We start from the raw sequence: 17,203 nt of genomic DNA on the forward strand, positions 1-17,203 counted from the left end.
ATTTAGTATTTTTTTAAAACGTTAAAGCGGGGATGCCGCATTCCTGAGCGCAAGCATTCAATGCCTCTAGTAGCTCGGGCGAGACAGGGATACCCCTTTCACTTCTCTCTGCCATTGTTTTTGCTGCGCCTTCACCTGGCACACGAATTTCTTTAACGCCAGGCAATGTTGATGAATTTTTCAAATCATTCACTAAAGCAATTACTCTGTTTATAAACTCTTCCGTGTTTCCAAACGCACTTGGATCGACTGCAATAATCGTTTGCCCTGTGTTTGTAACCAAGTCGTGGTGAGCATTGAAATCAATTGTGCCTTTGCCAACTGCTGCATTGTTAAGCGCCCCTGCAAGCAAGCCAATCATGACTGCTAAGCCATAACCCTTATACCCACCAATGGGCAATAAAGATCCTTCGGCAGATTTTTTAGGGTCTGTAATTGGCTTACCCTGGCGATCAATCATCCAGTCATTTGGAATGGACTCTCCCTTTTGTGCAGCTACTTTTACTTTGCCATAGGCCGCTACAGTAGTTGCAATATCCAAAAGCACTGTTGGCCCATCGCCTGCTGGCACTGCAATTGCAATTGGATTGGTTGACAACAATAAGTCAATGCCGCCCCATGGCGCCATATGATTTGCGTTACCAACGGCCATATAAATACCAATGTAGCCCTGCTCCGCTAACATACGTACATATACCGATGCTGCGCCAGAATGATTGCCGTAGTGACTACCAATCCAACATACGCTGTGCTGCTTCACTTTTTCGATAGCGAGGTCGACGGCTCTATTCATCACCAAATGCCCTAAGGCATTGTCACCATTAATCAACGCAGTTGCACCCTGCTCGCGCTCAATATGAATATTAGGATTCAAATTCACGCCACCTGCCCGAATTCTTTTTAAATAAGATGGCAAACGGAAAATTCCATGACCATCCGCGCCAACGAGATCAGACTGCACCATCAGATTGGCAATGATGTCTGCATCACTTGCAGGAACTTTTTCCGCTTGAAGTGCGCTCGAGATAAAACGCTCTGCACCACTTATAGATAAATAGTTCATTGTGATTTAAGCCTCTGAGCTCGCTTTAAATTCCATGCTGTAAACATATTTATTCTCCGGATGATGCGTTACCGTAACTTCAAATAATTTATCCTGATCATCAAAATAGCGACGAATAATGACTAGACATGCAGTGTCAGGCTTGATGTGGAGTTTTTCCGCAATTTCTGGCGACACTTGAGAGGCATATACATCTACCTCCGCCCTCTCGATCCGAGCGCCATATTTTTCCTCAATCTGCTCGTACACCATTACTTGGGTATGTTCTGGATCTTTTGTCAACGAAGCAAACTGGGGCAATATATAAATATCCGTCCAGGCTATGACCTCCTCCGCCTGCTGACGCTTTCGAATTCCGCCAATGTGATACCAAGATGCTCCAATTGGCGCACCAACAATCTGACTTAGAGACTTATTTAGCTCAATAAATTCTTCGACTATGTTCTGTCGATAGGTATCCCGTGAATAACTCAGGATATCAATTGGAGAGTTATAGCTTTGGGTGAAACGACGTAAGCGCTGTCTAGACACCACTTTTGTAGGCGCGCCTTGATGGCGATAAATAAGGCCATTAGCCTCCAGAATTTGTAGTGCATGCCGTAATGTATGCCGGCTAGACTGAAAATCTCGACAAAGATCCGCCTCGGCAGGCAAGACGGATCCCACTGGCCAATCACCGTTATAAATACGCTGCTCTAGCGTTTTGGCTAGAGACTTATATAACGGTGATCGTTCACTCAATTTAAGAAAGTCCAAACATTTTTTTACCAGCAACTGGCAGATGTGCTTTCAGAATATCGCCAGATAAAGACTCGGTAATGTAGAGATCTTTTCCGTCCGCCCCACCAAAACACATATTAGCCAAATGATGGTGATGTGGGTTCTCAGAGTAGATCAAGTGGGTTGGTAACATATTGTTATCAAATCTCCAGATTCCAATACCAAGATGACATACCAACAAACCATTTTCTGAATCCATTTCAATACCATCTGGACCTGCAACACCACCTGTTAACTGTATTGCTACACCCGTCTTGGAAACAGAGCCATCAGCCATCAAAGGCAATCTCCAGATTTGCTGAGATCTAGTGGCTGCGACGAATACATGCTTTTCTTGAGTGTTCAAAGTAATGCCGTTTGGGCTTGGCACATTAAGCGCCAAACGATCCAGTTGCCCATTGGCACGCAATCTAAACACGCGACCAGTTGGGTCAGCAATACCGGTCTGACCTTGATCTGTGAAATACAAATCGCCATTCGAGGCAAAGTGTAGATCGTTCAAACCTTTAAAGTTTTCGCTATACATTGATCCTAAGATAGTTTCAATTTTTCCAGTTTTTGGATCTAGCGCCAGCAAACCTGCTTTGTAGTCGCAAATAAAAGCACGACCATCTTTATGAAACTTCATGCCGTTTGGCCAACCATCATATTGAGTAATTAGCTCCCACTCGCCCTTGGTGTCAATGCGGAAAATGCGACCAAAGGGAATGTCAACAAACCATAAATTACCTTCACGATCGAATGAAGGTCCCTCTAAAAAGCACTCAACCTCTGCACCTTGACGATTAGGATCGGACCATCCGGTACGGGATTTTTTGCGAAACTTCTCTGGCATAGTTGAAAACACTTCCGTTTTAATTTTCTCAACGGGCTGGAAAGGGTTGTGCATCGTCATGGGGGGATCTCCTAGGGTAAGTTATACGGATAAGTATGTTTTATTATTAAACAATTAAACCATAAATAATGATAACCTTAAGTCCTTGTTGATCAAAATTAATTTAAGCTGTTTATAACTTAACCGAATAGGTTGAAAAATATGAAATCTGTAGCTGTTATTGGAACTGGAATCATGGGTGCTGGCATTGCAGCCGGCTTTATTGCCCAAAACATACCCGTAGTGATTCTGGGGAGATCAAAAGACAAGGCTGACGCCTGCTTGGATAAAGCCATCAGCCTTGCAAAAAAAATAGGTATGGTTGGAGACAATGCCGCTAAAGATGATGCTGACATAAAGAAGCAGCAATTCATTGGGGTCCTAGAGGATTGGCAGGACTGGAATCAATTCTCCTGGGTGATTGAGACTGTTGCCGAGAACTTAGAACTAAAACAAAAAGTTTTCCAACACCTTGATCAAGTGGTGCCACTAGATATTCCTATTGGCAGCAATAGCTCAGGCTTCCCCATCAGCAAAATTGCAGAAGGCCTCAAAACTGCAAACCGTATGATGGGTGCGCACTATTTCATGCCCGCAGAAGTTGTTCCTCTGGTTGAGATTGTTATGGGACAAAAAACAGAGCTCAAATATGCGGAGCAAGCTTGCGAACTGTATCGGGCTATCGAAAAGAAGCCCGTCCTGGTAAAGAAGGATATTCCTGGATTTTTAGCGAACCGTATTCAACATGCTTTGATGAGAGAAGCGCTCTCGCTCGTACAAGAGGGAATTGCTACGCCAGCCGATATTGATGATGCGGTGAGATATAGCTTTGGCTTCCGTTACGCCGCTGTAGGCCCGATGACACAAAAAGAAATTTCAGGCTGGGATGGAATGGCGAATGCCGCTAAGGAAATTTATCCTTCGCTTTCTAATATCACTGCCTTACCTCCAAAAGTAGTGCAACTCATGGCCGATGGGAAAACAGGTATGAAAGCTGGGGAAGGATTTAGGAAGTGGACCCCGGAAGAAATCAAAACTGTTTCCGACTCCTACTCTCGTAGGTTGAAGGCTGCTTTTGACGTTCTCAATATTGAATGATTGAGTAATCTTGAGCTACAGCATCTTTCACAAGATCGAGGTTGGGAGTAATCCCGATGCCAATAGAGCTCAATTGAGCGATATCAAGATGGCCATGCGTTGCCGTTAATGGACGATCGCAGATATCAAAGCGTAGATATTGATTTGACATGCTAAATCCCCAAGGCACATCTCCTATCGCAAAACCGATGGATGCTGTTGCAGCCCCCGCTAGAGATGTTTCTGCTACTTTGCAAGCTAAGTTGAGTTTTAGATTATTTGCTCGCAAGGTTTGTGCGCTTTTGCAGGCCGCCAGTACACCGCCAGTTTTAATAAGTTTTAGACTAGCGCCATCAAGGGCCTTAGCTTTCACAAATTCCTCTATCTCATCTGTGCCATGGATAGATTCATCCAAGCCAATTGGAATTGGGGATTGCTGCTTGAGCAAGACGAAATCAGCCATTGCAGAATCTGCGTTAATCAGCTGTTCAGCAAATGACAGTTTGCACGCCTGCTTTGAGGTGCAAAACTGTATAGCCCCTTCTAATGACATGGCACCGTTAGCATCCACTGAAATGACGTCGCCCTCTAGCAGATCTGAGAGCGCCTTGACTCGACGTAAATCCTCTTCAACTGATAAAGAACCAATCTTTATTTTCCAATGCTTAAATCCTGCTTCACGAAATAATTTAGCGTCAGCGATTTCTTTTTCCAATGAACCGCCAAGCATGCGCAGCAAGGGAATCTGGGCCACTTCCGGTGAAGCAACGCCTACAGCAAATGAGCGCAAATATTTCCATAGCGCGATCGAATTTTTCTGTGTATACAGATCAAGTAATGCCATCTCCAAACAAGACTTAGCTGATGGATTGCCATACAAAATTGCATCAAATAGTTTAGAAAAATCCTTAGGATCACCCCACTCAATTGCACGTGCTTTTTCCACCAAATACTTTACGCTCGCTAATAGGCTCTCGAGAGTCTCGCCAGTCATGAGGGGTGCAACAGATGCCTCACCCCAACCTTGGCGACCCTCTTCATCGGTGAGGCAAAGCAATACAGTTTTGGCATCCACAATCACTTCTTTAGCCATCTTGATTGGCTCAATGAGTGGAATTGAAAGCGGGAAGATGGTTGCCTGAGTGATTTTCATTTTTTTACACAACATTTAAATAAGAATAAACAATAAGAATACGGAGAACATTACATGAGAAAAATCTTTATTGCATTATCGCTAGTTAGCATAGGCTTTACCAACAGCATACAGGCGCAGAGCTATCCCACTCAACCCATCAAGCTAATCGTTCCATTTGCTGCGGGTGGGCCTTCTGATGTTTTGGCGAGAGGTTTTACTCCCAAACTTGGCGAAAACCTTAGTCAACCTATCATTATTGAAAACAAGCCGGGCGCAGGCGCTAATCTTGCCGCTGAGTATGTAGCCAATTCCAAACCCGATGGCTACACCCTTTTTCTGATGATGGTGGGCACCCAAGCTATTAACGAAACGCTTTATAAAAAACTGAATTACAACCTCGTTAAAGATTTTGCTCCTGTCAGCTTGGTCGCATCTTCATCGCTATTATTTGTCGCTAACCCATCGGCACCTTTCAAAACAATTCCAGAACTCATTGCCTATGCGAAAGCTAATCCCAATAAAGTAAGCTTTGCCTCATCAGGTGCTGGGACACCACTTCACCTAGGTGGCGAACTATTTAATACGCAAGCGGGAACCGATATTCTGCATGTGCCTTATAAGGGCGCCGCACCAGCATTAACTGATGTACTTGGTGGTCAAATTGAAACTGCGCTTGTTGGTACGCCTGCAGCTTTACCCTATGTGCGTTCTGGAAAATTGATCCCACTAGGTATTACCAGTCTTAAACGCTCTCCAAGCGCCCCAGAAATTCCAGCGATTTCAGAGTACCTACCTAAATTTGAAGTTGAGCTTGTATACGCAATCGTTGCACCAGCACGGACACCAAAAGTGATTGTCGACAAACTGAATGCACAACTCATCAGTGTGCTTAACAATCCAGAAATCAAAGCGCAAATTAATGGAAAGGGCTTTGAAGTGGTCACCAGTACCCCAAACTATTTGGGTGACTACATTAAGTCCGAAGTGGCTAAGTGGGCCCCTATTGTTAAGAAATCTGGCGCAACTGCTGAATAATTAAACTATTGAATCGAAAGAAACCGATGATTGAGATCTCTGAAAAAAAACTGGCTGGCCCTGTTATTCGTCTGCATCCTAATGACAATATTGTGGTCGCACGGGTTGATGTTGGAATTGGTGCTGAAGTTCCTAGCGAGAACTTTACAAGTCGCAGCCAAGTGCCTGCTGGCTACAAAATTGCTACCAAAAAGATCCTCAAGGGCGAGCCAATTCTGAAATACAACGTCACGGTAGGTTTTGCGAATACCGACATTGAACCCGGCACGATGGTACATAGCCACAATACCGAGTTTCGCGAGTTTGATCGTGACTATGCTTATGCAAGCGAATATAAGCCGACCCAATTATTACCTGAAGATCAGCGCGCTACATTTCAGGGTTATGTCAGACCCAATGGAAAAGTAGGAACACGTAATTTCATCGGCATCCTATCGACAGTAAATTGTTCGGCAACTGTTGTGAACAAAATTGCAGATTGGTTTACCCCTGAAAGATTGAAAGATTTTCCTAATGTAGATGGAGTCGTAGCGTTTAGTCATGACATCGGCTGTGGCATGGAGATGAGTGGTGAGCCGATGCAATTACTTCGCCGCACTATGGCTGGATATGCTCGTCACCCCAACCTAGCGGCTGCTCTAATTGTGGGTCTTGGTTGCGAGCGCAATCAATTAAAAGGTTTGATGGAGCAGGAGGACCTGGCCGAAGGCAATACTCTGCATACCTTCATCATGCAAGAATCGGGTGGTACGCGCAAAACTATTGAGGCTGGCATCGAAGCTGTCAAAGCACTTCTGCCTGCGGCTAATCAAGTAAAACGGGAAACGGTATCAGCAAGTCACCTGACTGTTGGCTTGCAGTGTGGTGGTTCCGATGGCTTTTCATCAATTACAGCCAATCCTGCACTAGGTGCTGCGATTGATATTTTGTCCCGTCATGGTGGCACTGGCATTCTTTCGGAAACCCCAGAGATTTATGGTGTAGAGCACACCCTTACCCGCCGCGCTGTTAGCAAAGAAGTGGGTGAAAAGCTCATTAAGCGAATTCGCTGGTGGAAGGATGAATACTCTGTTGGTAGAGATGTGCAAATTAACGGGCAAGTAAGTCCCGGCAATCAAATTGGTGGTTTAGCGAATATTTTTGAGAAGTCCCTAGGCTCCTCCATGAAGGGTGGCACTGGTCCTCTAATGGAAGTCTATAAGTACGCAGAGCCAGTGAGCACTAAAGGCTTTGTATTTATGGATACCCCGGGATTTGACCCCGTATCCGCCACTGGCCAGATCGCTGGCGGCGCTAATCTGATTGCCTTTACCACCGGTCGTGGATCCATGTTCGGCTCTAAGCCTGCGCCCTGCATCAAATTAGCCACCAATACGCCAATGTACCAGCGCCTTACTGAAGATATGGACATTAATTGCGGTGAGATTTTGGATGGCACCGTCTCCGTTCAGGAGATGGGTCAGCGGATATTTGAGTTATTCCTGCGTACTGCCTCCGGGGAGGCCTCCAAAAGCGAACTTCTTGGCCTAGGAGATTATGAATTTGTTCCATGGCAAATTGGGGTAATGAGCTAAGAGAACTGTAGAATCAATCTTATTAGCTCAACCCAGACAGAAATCAAACTGAAACAGGCTTATGAAATTTAGGGATTACTACGAAACTCTTGGCGTAGCTCGTGGCGCCACTGAAGCTGAGATTAAATCAGCCTATCGCAAGATGGCGCGCAAGTTCCATCCGGATGTTAATAAAGAGCCTGGTGCTGAAGAGCAGTTCAAGCAAATCGGCGAAGCTTATGCCGTTTTAAAGGACACTGAGAAACGCGCAGCCTACGATCGCTTTGGCGAGAACTGGAAAAACGGTCAAGACTTTACCCCTCCGCCAAATTGGAATGAAGGCTTTGAATATTCTGATGACGGCTTTGGCGGTGGTCATCCAGGTTACGGTGGCGGTTTTGAAGGTGATCAAAGCGAATTCTTTGAATCTCTGTTTGGTCGCGGCAAACATCGCCAAGGTGGTCGTGGTGGCAATCCTCGCCAGGGTATGAATTTCAAAGGCCAAGATCATCACGCCAAAATTTTGATTGATCTCGCAGATGCCTATAACGGAGCTAAGCGCACTATTGCATTACATATGCCCGTGCAAGATGCAAGCGGCCACGTCAGTACCCAAGAACGCAAGTTAGATGTCAGCATCCCTAAAGGCATTAAGGCTGGCCAAAATCTGCGACTCTCTGGACAAGGTGGCCCTGGTGTTGGCGAGGGCCCTGCTGGTGACCTCTATCTCGAAATAGAATTTCATCCTAACGCTATTTATCGCGTAGAAGGCAAGGATGTCTTCATCGATATTCCTTTGGCGCCGTGGGAAGCGGCACTGGGTACTACCGTCAACGTCCCCACTCCTGCAGGCAGTACTTTAGAATTGAAGATCCCCGCCGGAACTGTTGCTGGTCGGAAGATGCGCCTTAAAGGTAAAGGCATACCAAGTTCAGAGCCAGGTGATTTATATGCGGTACCTTCTATCGCCTTGCCTCCTGCTGATACTGAATCACAAAAAGAAGCTTATCAAGCCTTTGAGAAGGCTTTTGATTTCAACCCTAGAACACACTTGAAGAGATGATTGATATGACACAAACCAATATCACTTGGATTGAAGGTGCTGTTGTAGAGAATGAGGTGCACATGACCATTGTTGAACTCTCTCATGCCTCACGCACACCTGAAGATCTCATCATGACCTGGGTATCCGAAGGTGTTTTAAGTCCAGCCGGCTCTTCACCTCAGAATTGGCGCTTTAGTGGCGACTCTTTGCGAAGAGCAAAAACCGCGGCACACCTCACCCATGATCTCGAGTTGAATGTGCCTGGGGTTGCCTTAGCACTAGACTTGCTTGATGAAATCGCCCAGTTGCGCGCTCGTTTACCTCGCGACTAGGCTATAGCACTAAGACTCTGAACGACTCAATAACTGCTCCCAGCGTTGTAGCTTTTGATCTAAGTCAGCAGTGATTTCACTCAAGCGCGCTTGCATGCTCGCTGCCAACTCAGGTTCATTTTTATAGAGATCGGGATTGCTCATGGCAATACCAATGTCGGCCTGCTCAGTTTCCAATGTCTCGATCTGTAATGGCAAAACTTCCAGTTCTTGGCGCTCTTTGCCATTGAGCTTCTGAACTCCACTCTTAGCTACAGGCTTAACTTCTGTCTTAGCTTCTGTCTTAGCTTCTACCTTTGCCTCTGCTTTGACCTCAAGCTTATCTACAGATTTTGTGTTGGCATTGGCAGTGGCAGCACGAATTTTGTCTGAGCGCGCTTTCTGGATTTTCCAATCCTCATAACCCCCTTCGTACTCACGCCAGAAGCCATCACCCTCGTTGGCAATAATGCTAGTGACGACGTTATCTAGGAAGTAACGATCATGACTGACCAAGAAAACCGTGCCCTTATAGTCTTGCAAGAGTTGCTCAAGCAAATCTAAAGTATCAATATCTAAATCGTTAGTAGGTTCATCCAAGACCAAGACGTTTGCAGGCCGCGCAAATAGGCGTGCTAGTAATAAACGATTACGCTCACCACCCGATAAAGTACTTACTGGGGAATTGGTTCTCTCAGGAGCAAATAAGAAATCGCTCAGGTAACTCTTAACGTGCTTTTTATTGCCATTGATTTCAATCCACTCACTACCTGGGCTAATGTAATCTTCCAGCGAAGCATTCAGATCCAAACCTTCGCGCATTTGATCAAAGTAAGCGACCTCAATACGTGTACCCATAGTTGCGGTACCAGAGTCTGGCGCAATAGTTCCCAAAATCAATTTCAGCAAAGTTGTTTTGCCTGCGCCATTAGGACCCAGTAAACCAACCTTATCACCGCGCAAAATCGTTGCCGTGAAATCTTGCACAATCGGACGATCATAGGTTTTGCTAACGTTTTGAAGATCAGCCACAATCTTGCCGCTTCGATCTCCAGCAGAAACAGCCAACTTCACCTGCCCCATCGCATCTCTGCGTTCGGCACGGCTACTCCGTAATTTTTCTAAACGGGCAATTCGGGCAACGCTTCGAGTGCGGCGTGCCTCAACCCCTTTACGAATCCAGACCTCTTCTTGCGCCAATAATTTATCGGCACGAGCATTAGCCAAAGATTCAGAATTCAGTTCTTGTTCTTTTAAAACTTCATATTGTGTAAAGTTACCAGGGTAGCTACGGAGGATGCCGCGATCGAGCTCAACAATCTGGGTGCAGACGTTATCCAAGAAGGCGCGATCATGGGTAATCAAAATGACTGAGCCTTGATACTCTTTGAGCAATTCCTCTAACCATGCAATCGAATCCAAATCCAAATGGTTGGTTGGCTCATCAAGTAGCAGCACGTCAGGCATCTCAACTAAAGCACGCGCTAAGGCAACCCGTTTCTTAGTGCCGCCAGAAAGTGTATTGATTTTGAGATCAGTCTCTAAGTGCAAACGATCTAATGTTTCATAAACACGTTGCTCCCAATTCCAACCGCTCAAAGCCTCTAATTGCGACTGCACTTCGTCAAGACGATCATGGGAAGCATCATCCCATTCACCAACGCTAAGAGCCTCGTATTCCTCGCGCAAGGCCTTAGCTTGAGCAACGCCTTTCGATACCGCCTCGAAGACAGTCTCTTCAGCCTCAAATATAGGCTCTTGAGGAACATAAGCAGTTCTGAGGCCTTGCTGATATTGCAACAGGCCATCATCCATTTTTTCTATACCGGCCAATATCTTCAACAAAGAAGATTTACCAGTGCCATTGCGGCCAATTAAGCCAACACGTTCACCAGATTCCAGTGAGAAAGCGGTGTTTGCGAGGAGGTCAACGTGGCCAAAAGCCAGTTTTGCATCAGTGAGTACGATTAAAGCCATGCTGACATTATCGTCATTTCCTCAAAAGAGGAGATATTTCTGCTCATTTCGGGAAGACTTCTCCTTCCTTGCAGGCCATGCGGGACTTGGTAGGTTGGACTAGTCAAAAAATAGAGCCCCTAAGGGGCTCTATCTTAAGACCTAAGAACTAAATTCTTAGAACTTGTAAGTCACACCAACAGCTGGCATCCATGGATTCAATGTCAACTTGCCAGATGCGCCGGCAAGCGCTCCGCTACCAGTTACATTGGTATTCATAGTTGCATATTTCACATCAACGTTTAAACCCCAATTTTTATCCAGCATGTAATCCATGCCAACTTGACCAACAAAACCAACGCTTGACTGATCAACTTGAACCTGATTTCCGAGCGCAGGGAAATTTTGACGATTTCCAAAGATGGTGTAATTGATACCAGCGCCAACATAAGGTTTAAAAGCACCTAAATCAGTAAAGTGGTACTGAGCTAAAAGTGATGGCGGCAAAGCTGTAATCTTACCGGCGTTGGCACTACCTGGGCCATAAGTAATATTCACCTGCTGCGGCCATGTCAACACCAATTCAGCAGCAATATTTTTTGTGAAAAAGTAAGAAACATCAAACTCAGGAATAACTTGATTTTTAGCTTTTACGTTTGCGGCTTGAACCAAGCCAGACTGTCCATTTTGCCAAAGCAGATCCACCGCACGGACACGCAACATCCATGGATTTTCTTCTGCTTGAGCTTGAGCCGCGATTGGGGCTAAGGATGTTACAGCAGCCATTGCTGCTATGAGTGTCTTAATACGCATGATGGTTTCCCTTTTTCTTATCAATTTCGATGAAATCATTTTCGAATTGATGAAGGGAGTGCAATTTGATGTAAATCAAATTGACTGAGGCTGGAGATTTTTTATTGGTTAAAAAGCAACAGAGTTTTTGGGCTTATTTGATCTAGATCAAATTACCTCAGACTTACCCTTACAGAACCTTGGAATAGGTCCCTTTGGCTCGAGATTCTCTGAGGTGCCGATCAAAAGTCATGGCTACCCGTCTAGCAAGTAGACGACCTTTGGTGGGAACCAAAATACTTTCACCCTCCCAGTTGAGGAGACCAACCTCCTCTAGACTCTTGAGCTCTTCTATTTCCGTCTTAAAGTAATTTGAGAATTCAATTTGATGTGATGTTGCAAAAGCTTTGGTGTCTAAGGCAAATTGGCACATCAACTCACCAATTAACTCACGGCGCATCAAATCGTCTTCATCAAGACGCAAACCTCGGAGCACCGGTAAGTAACCAGCATCTAATGCCTCGTAATATTCATCCAAAGTGCGCACATTCTGAGAGTAGCAATCATCCACTTTACCAATTGAAGAAATTCCAAATGCTAGAAGATCGCATTCTGCCTGAGTGGAGTAGCCTTGGAAATTGCGATGCAACTTACCTTTTCGTTGGGCAATAGCTAATTCATCATCTGGTTTAGCGAAATGGTCCATGCCAATAAAAACATATCCTGCCTCACCTAAGCGTGCAATAGTATTGGAGAGAATATCCAGCTTATCTGCTGCCGCAGGCAAGTCAGCTTCAGCAATACGGCGTTGCGGCTTAAAGATATGTGGCAAGTGTGCGTAGTTATAGACAGAAAGACGATCGGGATTCATAGCCAATACCGCATCAACCGTTTCCTTGAAAGTCTCTGGCGTTTGCTTTGGTAGGCCATAGATCAAGTCAACGCTTCTGGATTTAAACCCATGCTTTCTAGACCAATCCATAACTGCCTGTGTCTCTTCAATCGTTTGTACGCGATGAACAGCCTCTTGAACTGCCAAGTTGAAATCCTGCACACCCAAGCTAATGCGGTTAAAGCCCAGATGAGCCAAGAGTGCAATATCTTGCTCAGTAACGCGGCGCGGATCAATCTCAATCGAATACTCACCGCCAGGTAGTAACTCAAAATGCTCGCGAGTGTACTGCATTAACTCTGTCATTTCTTCATGCGATAGAAAAGTGGGGGTACCACCACCCCAGTGCAATTGTGTAACGGGAATCTTTTTCTGAGCACCCATGGCCTTAGTCACTATGGCCATTTCTTTAGCGAGATATTTGATGTATTTGGCGCTACGCCCATGATCCTTGGTGATGATCTTGTTGCAGCCACAGTAATAACAAATATTGGGGCAAAACGGTAAATGGAAATATAAGGACAGTGGCTCATTAGCTTTGGCCACCCGCTCCAGCGCTCCTAAATAGTCAGCCTCAGAAAAATCCCCATGAAATCGATCAGCACTGGGATAGGACGTATAGCGCGGCCCATTGATATCAAACCTTTTCAACAGCTCTGGATGAAAAAGTACTTCTTTTTCTTCGACTGATGAATGAGTTGCTACGGGGTTCATAGGATTCTTATGTGGTGTTTACTTTGACAGATAGTCTAACGCCACTGCTTCTGCTACTTTAATCCCATCAACTCCTGCAGACAAGATTCCACCCGCGTAACCGGCGCCCTCACCTGCTGGGTAAAGGCCTTTGATATTTAGGCTTTGATAGTTTGCGCCTCGAGTAATTCGCAAAGGGGAGGAAGTGCGCGTCTCTACGCCGGTTAAGACAGCATCTTTCATAGAGAAGCCTTTAATTTGCTTCTCAAAAGCAGGAATCGCTTCACGAATCGCCTCAATGGCATAAGCAGGCAAGCTTTCTGCCAGATCCGTTAAATGAACACCCGGCTTATACGACGGCATCACACTACCAAACTGAGTGGAAGCCTTCCCTTCTAAAAAATCGCCAATCAGCTGACCCGGCGCTTCATAAGTTCTACCACCTAATTCAAAAGCCTTTGATTCAATAGCACGCTGAAACTCAATGCCTGCTAATGGGCCGCCTGGGTAATCTTCTGGCGTAATGCCAACAACGATGCCCGCATTGGCATTTCGTTCGTTACGAGAATATTGGCTCATGCCATTGGTTACAACTCGATTCGGCTCGGAGGTAGCAGCGACTACTGTGCCACCAGGGCACATGCAAAAACTATAGACAGAACGACCATTTTTGGCGTGATGGACTAATTTGTAATCTGCCGCACCAATTAACTCATTGCCCGCATGAGGACCAAGGCGTGCTTTATCGATCAGTGACTGTGGGTGCTCAATCCGAAAGCCAACAGAAAAGGGTTTAGCTTCCATGAAGACGCCAGCATGATGCAAGGCTTCAAAGGTATCCCGTGCACTATGCCCTAAAGCCAAGATGACATGGTTGGCAGGTAGATCTGCCTGCCCCTCAATCTTGACCCCGGTAATTTGCTCATTCTCAATATCAAAGCCAATCACCTTTTGCGAGAACCGAATCTCACCGCCTAAGTCAATAATTTCTTGACGCATCTTCTCTACCACGCCAACTAGCCGGAAGGTGCCGATGTGGGGCTTAGCTACATAGGTAATCTCTGCGGGAGCGCCGGCTTTCACAAACTCATAAATGACCTTGCGTCCATAAAACTTAGGATCTTTGATTTGACTATATAACTTACCATCTGAAAACGTACCAGCCCCACCCTCGCCAAATTGCACATTGGATTCTGGATTTAAAACATTCTTACGCCACAAGCCCCAGGTATCTTGAGTGCGTTCACGAACTTTTTTTCCACGCTCAAGAACAATTGGCTTAAAGCCCATTTGCGCTAACACTAGAGCAGCAAAAATACCGCATGGGCCAAATCCAACGACTACTGGGCGCAGTGCTTTTCCAGAGTCTATAGTTTCAGGGGCTTTTGCTACAAAGTGGTAGCTCGTATCCGGGGATGGTCTTACATGAATATCTCCAGAAAATTGCTTCAGAAGAACATCTTCATGTTTTGCAGATAAGTCAACCGTATAGATAAAAGAGAGAGCGACGTTCTTTCGAGCATCGTAACTACGCTTAAAGACTTCAAATCGTATTAAGTCTTTGGCATCTAGATTGAGACGCTTCAATATCGCCTTCTCCAAAGCTTCTGGAGCATGGTCAATTGGTAGACGTAATTCAGTAATACGGATCATGGGTTTTACGGCACACAGTAATTTGAGGCATTTCCAGGCTCATCAGGAGCCCTAAGCCAAATAATACTGGTTATAAGCTCACTCAGGCCAGGAGTTAGTTCATAAAGGCGATAATAGGTCATGGCTCTACGCGCAACTATCCACAAAGCCGACCTTCATGTCGCAGATTCTGACCGCCACTACTATGGCAGCCATTCATTAACTATTGCTAAGCACCCTTCTGAGACTGAGCAGCGGATGATGATCCGCATCATTGCCTTTGCATTGCAGGCAAATGAGGATCTAGTGTTTACAAAGGGTTTGAGTGATACCGACGAACCCGATCTGTGGATTAAAGATCTTACCGATGCAATCAAGTTATGGATTGAAATCGGCCAACCAGACGAGCGTCGTATTCTGAAAGCCTGTGGTCGTGCTGATCAAGTGATTGTCTATTGCTATGGCGGACATACCAGCAAAATCTGGTGGGATGGTATTGCCAACAAACTCAATCGTGCTCGCAATTTACAAATAGTCTCTATTCCAGCAGAACAAGCGGAAGAGCTGAACAAGTTGGTTGAGCGCAGCATGGTGATCCATGTCAATGTGCAAGATGGCGAAGCATATGTTTCCTCCGATAAAGGTCAGGTCACCATTACCCCAGAGATTTGGCGCAACAATCAATAGGCGTTATAAATGAAGGTAGTAGTTTTTGATACCAACGCATTGCTAGATCTTTTTGTCTTCAATGACTTTAGAGCACTTCATTTAAAACAAGCATTGATTGAAGGCAAAATAGATGCCCTAGCAACTCCAATCACTTTAGAAGAATTTACTGATGTGATTGCTCGCCCCCTGTTTTCGCTTGATGAAGTGCAACAAGAGCAAATTCGCGAGCAATGGCATGGTTTAACAAGAATCATGGATGATAAAAACTTGGTCAAAGCGCCCTGGATATGCCAAGACCCAGATGATCAAGTCTTTTTAGATCTTGCTTACACCGCAAAGCCCTGCATCTTAATCAGCAAAGACAATGCAGTGCTGCGATTTGCGAATCAGGCTGCAAAAGAACAAGTATTGATTACCGCAGATTACAACGCAGCGATCTTATAGGCTTTGCGCGGCCTGTGCGGCAATCTCAAAAGATCTGAGACGAGCCTGATGATCGAAAATTTGCCCAGTCAAGATGATTTCGTTTGCGCCAGTAAGATCCAACCAACGACGCATCCCCTTCTTTACTGTCTCTAGCGAACCCACTACTGAAACCTGCAAGGTATGATCTGCAGCTGCTCGTTCATGAGGCTCACAAAATTCATTTATGTCAGCAATTGGGGGCGGTAATTGTCCGCGAGTATTGCGCCGCATTCTGACAACATTTTGTTGCAGAGTAGTAAATAGATGTTGAGCTTCTTCATCGGTATCCGCAGCAACTACATTCATCACAAATGCTGCATACGGTTTAGCTTGCTGAGCTGATGGCTTAAAGAGCTCAAGATAAATCTTCATTGCCTCTAAAAGCTGCTCTGGCGCAAAGTGAGAAGCGAAGGCATAAGGTAAGCCAAAGTGAGCGGCTAATTGAGCTCCATACAAACTAGAACCTAAAATCCAGATCGGAACATTGCTATCGATTCCTGGTATCGCCTTTACAGATTGCCCTTCTTGTAACGGGCCAAAATAATGCTGTAACTCACGGACATCCTGCGGAAAGCGATCATCACTGCCCAATAAGTCCCTACGCAATGCCCTAGCAGTCATTTGATCGGTACCGGGTGCACGGCCCAAGCCAAGCTCAATTCTTCCTGGGTATAAAGCTTCTAGGGTGCCAAATTGCTCAGCAATCACTAAGGGAGCATGATTTGGCAACATGACGCCACCAGAGCCCACTCGGATATGGGAGGTGCCAGCAGCAATATAGCCAATCAAGACTGCAGTTGCAGAGCTCGCATTGCCCGTCATATTGTGATGCTCTGCTACCCAATAGCGGGTATAGCCCCATTTTTCGGCATGCCTTGCCACATCCAAAGAGTTACGAAGTGCATCGGCAGCAGTAAAACCCTGAGGAATCGGAGATATATCTAGAATGGAGTATGGGATGGAATTTGCCATCGCTAGATCATACCGAGAAAGTGCATTGTTGACATGATTAAACCCAAAATGGCCGATCCTGACGATGGCCTCTTTAAGCCAGGCAGTAAATTGCGACACATTAAGACTGGTGGATTTTATAAGGTTGTCTTCTTGGCTAATGTAGAAGCAAATCTGGAGCCAGCTTATGTTTACGAATCCATGCAATCGCATGATTTTTGGATTAGACCTAAAGCAGAAATGGAAGATGGGCGCTTTGAGCTTATCTCAGAATAGAAAG

At 45.5% G+C, this 17,203-nt stretch carries 17 protein-coding genes; 8 read left to right on the forward strand and 9 right to left on the reverse strand.

The window, feature by feature from the left end:
- Nucleotides 1-13: 13 nt before the first annotated feature.
- The 3 genes from ICE89_RS03560 to ICE89_RS03570 are packed head-to-tail and all read right to left on the reverse strand — an operon-like array spanning nt 14 to nt 2,738.
- On the reverse strand, nt 14-1,063 hold the full coding sequence (locus ICE89_RS03560) for an Ldh family oxidoreductase (protein ID WP_216264876.1): 1,050 nt from the start codon (nt 1,061-1,063) through the stop codon (nt 14-16).
- Nucleotides 1,064-1,069: 6 nt separating this feature from the next.
- Complete coding sequence (locus ICE89_RS03565) at nt 1,070-1,804, reverse strand: GntR family transcriptional regulator (RefSeq protein WP_216264877.1); 735 nt, start codon at nt 1,802-1,804, stop codon at nt 1,070-1,072.
- Between the two features lies 1 nt (nt 1,805).
- Nucleotides 1,806-2,738, reverse strand: a complete 933-nt coding sequence (locus ICE89_RS03570; RefSeq protein WP_255558648.1) for an SMP-30/gluconolactonase/LRE family protein — start codon at nt 2,736-2,738, stop codon at nt 1,806-1,808.
- 141 nt (nt 2,739-2,879) lie between these two features.
- On the opposite strand from ICE89_RS03570, the gene ICE89_RS03575 reads away from it, so the two are divergent.
- Nucleotides 2,880-3,815, forward strand: coding sequence for a 3-hydroxyacyl-CoA dehydrogenase family protein (locus tag ICE89_RS03575; protein ID WP_216262125.1), 936 nt, complete (start codon nt 2,880-2,882; stop codon nt 3,813-3,815).
- Here the strand turns inward: ICE89_RS03575 and ICE89_RS03580 are convergent.
- Nucleotides 3,802-4,947: a mandelate racemase/muconate lactonizing enzyme family protein gene (locus tag ICE89_RS03580; RefSeq protein ID WP_216262126.1), complete on the reverse strand. Its 1,146-nt coding sequence runs from the start codon at nt 4,945-4,947 to the stop codon at nt 3,802-3,804. The two genes, ICE89_RS03575 and ICE89_RS03580, sit on opposite strands and share 14 nt — an antisense overlap.
- A 54-nt stretch (nt 4,948-5,001) precedes the next feature.
- Here ICE89_RS03580 and ICE89_RS03585 point away from each other — a divergent pair, with 54 nt between their 5' ends.
- The 4 genes from ICE89_RS03585 (at nt 5,002) to ICE89_RS03600 (ending at nt 8,894) form a co-directional block, all read left to right on the forward strand.
- On the forward strand, nt 5,002-5,964 hold the full coding sequence (locus ICE89_RS03585) for a tripartite tricarboxylate transporter substrate binding protein (RefSeq protein WP_216264878.1): 963 nt from the start codon (nt 5,002-5,004) through the stop codon (nt 5,962-5,964).
- Nucleotides 5,965-5,990: 26 nt separating this feature from the next.
- On the forward strand, nt 5,991-7,538 hold the full coding sequence (locus tag ICE89_RS03590; protein ID WP_216265019.1) for a UxaA family hydrolase: 1,548 nt from the start codon (nt 5,991-5,993) through the stop codon (nt 7,536-7,538).
- A gap of 61 nt (nt 7,539-7,599) precedes the next feature.
- Nucleotides 7,600-8,580, forward strand: coding sequence for a DnaJ C-terminal domain-containing protein (locus ICE89_RS03595; protein WP_216264879.1), 981 nt, complete (start codon nt 7,600-7,602; stop codon nt 8,578-8,580).
- A gap of 5 nt (nt 8,581-8,585) precedes the next feature.
- Nucleotides 8,586-8,894 (forward strand): chaperone modulator CbpM, encoded by a 309-nt coding sequence (locus tag ICE89_RS03600; RefSeq protein WP_216262641.1) that lies wholly within the window; start codon nt 8,586-8,588, stop codon nt 8,892-8,894.
- Nucleotides 8,895-8,903: 9 nt separating this feature from the next.
- Here ICE89_RS03600 and ICE89_RS03605 read toward each other — a convergent pair whose 3' ends face one another.
- The 4 genes from ICE89_RS03605 to ICE89_RS03620 form a co-directional block, all read right to left on the reverse strand.
- Complete coding sequence (locus ICE89_RS03605; RefSeq protein WP_216264880.1) at nt 8,904-10,850, reverse strand: ATP-binding cassette domain-containing protein; 1,947 nt, start codon at nt 10,848-10,850, stop codon at nt 8,904-8,906.
- Between the two features lie 156 nt (nt 10,851-11,006).
- Nucleotides 11,007-11,642: an OmpW family protein gene (locus tag ICE89_RS03610; RefSeq protein WP_216264881.1), complete on the reverse strand. Its 636-nt coding sequence runs from the start codon at nt 11,640-11,642 to the stop codon at nt 11,007-11,009.
- Between the two features lie 169 nt (nt 11,643-11,811).
- A complete protein-coding gene (gene hemN, locus ICE89_RS03615; RefSeq protein ID WP_216264882.1) occupies nt 11,812-13,227 on the reverse strand; it encodes an oxygen-independent coproporphyrinogen III oxidase in 1,416 nt (471 codons plus the stop codon).
- Between the two features lie 18 nt (nt 13,228-13,245).
- On the reverse strand, nt 13,246-14,859 hold the full coding sequence (locus ICE89_RS03620; protein WP_216264883.1) for an NAD(P)/FAD-dependent oxidoreductase: 1,614 nt from the start codon (nt 14,857-14,859) through the stop codon (nt 13,246-13,248).
- A gap of 120 nt (nt 14,860-14,979) precedes the next feature.
- Between ICE89_RS03620 and ICE89_RS03625 the strand changes: the two genes are divergently transcribed.
- Nucleotides 14,980-15,525, forward strand: a complete 546-nt coding sequence (locus ICE89_RS03625; RefSeq protein WP_216262139.1) for a YaeQ family protein — start codon at nt 14,980-14,982, stop codon at nt 15,523-15,525.
- 9 nt (nt 15,526-15,534) lie between these two features.
- Entirely contained in the window at nt 15,535-15,951 is a 417-nt protein-coding gene (locus tag ICE89_RS03630) for a putative toxin-antitoxin system toxin component, PIN family (RefSeq protein WP_216262141.1), read from the forward strand.
- Here the strand turns inward: ICE89_RS03630 and ICE89_RS03635 are convergent.
- Nucleotides 15,946-16,944, reverse strand: coding sequence for an LLM class flavin-dependent oxidoreductase (locus ICE89_RS03635; RefSeq protein ID WP_216262143.1), 999 nt, complete (start codon nt 16,942-16,944; stop codon nt 15,946-15,948). The two genes, ICE89_RS03630 and ICE89_RS03635, sit on opposite strands and share 6 nt — an antisense overlap.
- A gap of 33 nt (nt 16,945-16,977) precedes the next feature.
- Here ICE89_RS03635 and ICE89_RS03640 point away from each other — a divergent pair, with 33 nt between their 5' ends.
- The gene (locus ICE89_RS03640; RefSeq protein WP_216262145.1) at nt 16,978-17,199 is read left to right on the forward strand and encodes a hypothetical protein; all 222 of its coding nucleotides are present in this window, start codon (nt 16,978-16,980) and stop codon (nt 17,197-17,199) included.
- The last annotated feature ends 4 nt before the right edge of the window (nt 17,200-17,203 follow it).

Origin of the sequence: Polynucleobacter sp. AP-Kaivos-20-H2, from assembly GCF_018882215.1 — a bacterium.
Taxonomy (GTDB): domain Bacteria; phylum Pseudomonadota; class Gammaproteobacteria; order Burkholderiales; family Burkholderiaceae; genus Polynucleobacter.